The organism is Cupriavidus basilensis OR16 (genome assembly GCF_000243095.1).
GTDB classification, from domain to species: domain Bacteria; phylum Pseudomonadota; class Gammaproteobacteria; order Burkholderiales; family Burkholderiaceae; genus Cupriavidus; species Cupriavidus basilensis_D.
In genome coordinates this window covers 1-1,363 of sequence record NZ_AHJE01000268.1, presented here as the reverse complement: position 1 = coordinate 1,363, position 1,363 = coordinate 1, and the positions used below count along the sequence as shown (strand labels likewise).

Sequence of the window (1,363 nt, the reverse complement as noted above, 5' to 3'; positions counted from 1 at the left end):
GCACATACTCGGGACCGAACTGCTTGCCCTGCTCTGCCATGTTCATACCTTCTCTGAAACGTTGTTCGCGGATCGCCGATCCTGTTACCGGCTGGACGGATACGAGCCCAGCACCTTGAAGTAAGCCGCGTTGCGACGCAGCTCTTCCAGCGCGCGCACTACTGAAGCATCGTGCTGGTGGCCTTCGACGTCGACGTAGAAGTAGTACTCCCACGCGCCGCTGCGTGCGGGGCGCGACTCGAACCGGCACATCGACACACCGTTGTCGGCCAGCGGCGCCAGCAGCTGGTAGACCGCGCCGGCCTTGTTGGGCACTGAGAGGATCATCGAGGTCTGGTCGCTGCCGGAGGGCTCGGTCTCGTAGCGGCCGATCACGGCGAAGCGCGTGCGGTTATGCGGGTCGTCCTGGATGTGCGTGCGCACCAGATGCAGGTGGTAGCGATTGGCCGCCGACTCGCCGGCGATGGCCGCCACGGTGGGATCCTCGCTGGCCATGCGCGCCGCCTCGGCATTGCTCGACACCGCCTGGCGCTCCAGGTGCGGGTAGTTGGCCGTGAGCCAGTGCTGGCACTGCGCCAGCGCTTGCGCGTGCGCGCGCACCACGGTCACCCCCTTCATGTCGGGCGACGATGCCATCAGGTTGTGGTGCACTTTCAGCGCGATCTCGCCGCTGATCTTCAGCGAGGTCTGCAGGAACAGGTCCAGCGTGCGCGACACCGCGCCCTCGGTGGAATTTTCCACCGGCACCACGCCATACTCGACGGTGCCGGCTTCCACCGCGCGGAACACTTCATCGATGCTCGGGCACGGCACCCCGCTGACCTCGTGGCCGAAGTGCGCGTACAGCGCCTGCTCGGAGAACGTGCCCGCCGGGCCGAGGAAGGCCACCTCGAGCGGCTTCTCCAGCCCGCGGCAGGCCGACATCACCTCGCGCCAGATTGCTGCCACGCTGTCGTCCAGCAGCGGGCCCGGGTTGGCCCCCTGCACCTTGCGAATCACCTGCAGCTCGCGCTCGGGCCGGAACACCGGCGCGCCGTACTTCTTCTTGACCTCGCCCACGTCGAGGGCGAGTTGCGCGCGGCGGTTCAGCATCGCCAGCAGCTCGCGGTCGAGCGTGTCGATCTGCTCGCGCAGCGGCGTCAGCTCGACGCCCAGCGCCTTCTCGGCCGCGCCATTGTCCTGCTGCGCCTCCCCCTGCGCGCCTTGCTTGTCTTGATTTGTCATTGTATGAATCCGCTACGCCACGTCATTGCACAGTGGCAATGCAGTGGCCCTGGAAAAACCGAACCGGCACGGCGGCAGCATCGCCACGCGATACCGCGCAAACGAGGATCAGGCCGCGGTCCGCTCGAATTCGCGCATG

1 protein-coding gene is annotated in these 1,363 nt (G+C 66.8%); it reads right to left on the bottom strand.

From position 1 onward, the window contains the following. Positions 1-84: 84 nt before the first annotated feature. Positions 85-1,224 (bottom strand): prephenate dehydratase, encoded by a 1,140-nt coding sequence (gene pheA / locus OR16_RS38650; RefSeq protein ID WP_006164811.1) that lies wholly within the window; start codon positions 1,222-1,224, stop codon positions 85-87. Positions 1,225-1,363 lie beyond the last annotated feature (139 nt).